This is a genomic window from Curvivirga aplysinae (genome assembly GCF_009711445.1).
Taxonomy (GTDB): domain Bacteria; phylum Pseudomonadota; class Alphaproteobacteria; order UBA8366; family Aestuariispiraceae; genus Curvivirga; species Curvivirga aplysinae.
This window is the reverse complement of the sequence record NZ_SMMC01000033.1, coordinates 1-2,665: the sequence shown is the minus strand read 5'-3', so window position 1 is coordinate 2,665 and position 2,665 is coordinate 1. Positions and strand designations below refer to the sequence as shown.

1 protein-coding gene is annotated in these 2,665 nt (G+C 40.3%); it reads left to right on the top strand.

The genetic code is table 11. The annotated features are described in order from the left end of the window. The coding region (locus E1160_RS00260) for a caspase family protein (RefSeq protein WP_218048607.1) at positions 1–2,637 on the top strand (2,637 nt) is incomplete at its 5' end. Between the last annotated feature and the right edge of the window lie 28 nt (positions 2,638–2,665).

Genomic DNA, 2,665 nt, shown 5'->3' with positions numbered 1-2,665 from the left:
TCGGCAATGAAATATTTAACTAAAATTCCGTGTGTATCTTTGAGAAAAGGGTTACTGATCTGCGGTTTTTCCGCCTTTCTTAGCGGTTGTGTCGTTTATACCGTTTTTGGGGTAGGAAAAGAATTCAACGACGCCTATCTTGCTGGAAACTGGAGCCAAGCAGCCTTGGTTTATGAAAGTGATCCGGCCTTCTTTAAACAAAATGCTGAACTGGCCGGCTTTACTCCGCAATTGGATCATATTGCACAGGAATTAAATAAAAACCTAGCTAGCCGCCTTCAAGTACATAGAAATAAACTAGATAGTCAGGTATGGCCACAACGTCCTGAAGACTGGGTTATTACCAAAAACTTCTTAGAAGAATCTGAAACAATTCTGACGGAATATAATCAGTATTCCTTGTTAAAAGAACCACAATATCGAAATGCCGATTTTGATGTCTATGCCAAAGACCTTGAAACATTTAGAGATCAGATTATAGATACGGCACCAGAGGCATTTGCAGAATTTGACCATTTTGATAGCAAAGATTTCTTTAAAGAATATCCTGTTTTTTTAGCAAAATCAAAATTCATATCAGCTAATTTTGATAAAATAGAAGGTGATATTACCAATGCAAATGTAGCTCAATTTGAGACATTTTTAGAAAAGTATGCCCTCAACAAGGAATTGGTAAGCACAACAGCTGCCAAGGTTGAAAAAGCCTATCTAAATGCCTTGGTTATGGAAAAAACAGGCGGACGTGATCCAGACTTAATGGAAACGTGGGAAATCTATCAAAGCGCTGAAAGCAAGGGTATTAAATCACGTAAGTATCTACGTGACAGCATTATCATGATTGAAATTCCAAGTCGGGATCGAATTGGACAAACCGCCATTGATTTTCCTATTTCGGTAGAAAAAGAAAAAAATATTTTAAACAGATCCATCAATCTTGAAAAAGTTCTATCAGATGATGCTGTTCAAAATGCTCGATATGTGGTGATCGTTGATTTAGCGGCAGCGATTTCCACATCCAAGGATCAAGGGAAAACAAAATCTCAGTCACGTTATTATACACATTCCGATTGGCTGCCTAATCCCGATTATTCAGCTGCGCAACAAGAAGTGAATGCGGCACAATTAGGACTCCAACAAGCACAAGCCGCCTATCAGCAAGCGTTACAACAGCAACAAATGAATAGCTACAACACTGGCTATGATAGTGGTTGGGGCGCTGTCTTTGCTTCTGCAGTGACTTCTGTTGTGAGCATTTCTGGTGTTACCAGTGCTGAAGAACGTTTGAACGAGGCAAATAATCGTTTAGCAAATACACCCATTCAAGTAGAACATAAACGTTATACACCTTATCAATATCAACGCGTTACAGTTGGTGCAGAAAAGCAAGCAAGCGTGAATTATTTCGTCCTTGATCGAAGCACAAATAAATATGTGCAAGGTACGTTGAGTAAGAAAAATAATAAGAGTTTTATTGTACTTGAAGATTTAAATCAGCAGGACCCGGATCTGTCTTCTATCAAAAAAGGGGCTGTAACCCGTGATGAACTGGCAAATTGGTTAGAAGGGCCAGAAATGGTCACTTTTGACGATGTGATTGCCGACTATCGCCAACGTCGACGCCAAGGTTCGAAACTGCCTGCTGATGTGTTGGTCCAACAAGATTTATTTGATCAACGCAACAAGGCAATTAGAGTCGCCCTGGCTAATACATCTAACAAGCAAACAACCGTGGTAGAAGCCGCCGCAGTTACAGCGAAAACAACTAATTTGGGTTATGGGCGTATCACCGATTATAATTTCCCGCGTGGCAAAGTAAATAAAGACGCTTATGCAGTACTGGTTGGCGTTCGTGATTATGATAACACAGATATTCCACCCGTTGACTTTGCCTTAAATGATACAGATGCCATTAAACAATACTTGATCAAGACACGTGGCTTTAAGGAAGAAAACGTCATTGTTCTTGAAAACCCAAATCAGTCTGACCTTATGTCTCATTTTGGTAGTGAGAGTAATCATAAAGGCAAGCTATATGACAGTGTAACACGTCGAGGCATGAAAGATATTTTTGTCTTTTATTCTGGCCATGGCATACCGACGGATGAGGGTACCGGGGTGATGTTACCAAAAGATGCTGACCCACAAAAACCAGAATTCACCGGATATGCATTAAGTACCTTAGTGAAAAACCTTAACAAGCTAAAAAATGTTAATATTACTTTAGCTGTGGATGCGTGTTTCTCCGGTGTCTCTGCAGGCGGTACTTTGGTTAAATCTGCCTCCCCGCTCTATTTGGGATCAAATTCATCCAGCCTAACTTTGACCAATGGCACTATTTTCACAGCTGCGGATGGGAAAGAAATTGCCTCTTGGGATACAGATGTGCGCCTTGGTTTATTTACCAAACATCTACTGGAAGGTTTTGTTGGTAAAGCTGACAAAGTTGGTAATAAAGATGGTAAGGTGAATGTGGCAGAAATGCTTGAGTATCTTCGTGATGCGGTTGGCGAAGAAGCCGACCGTCGCTTTAATCGCCGTCAAACCCCACAGGTATTTGGTAATACCCGTGCGGTCGTGAATGAGGCTGTTAATCACGATTTTGAAACAATCCAAGCGTTGATGAAAATCTCAAACTAAAAGTTTAATTCAACATAAATTCCAAAAC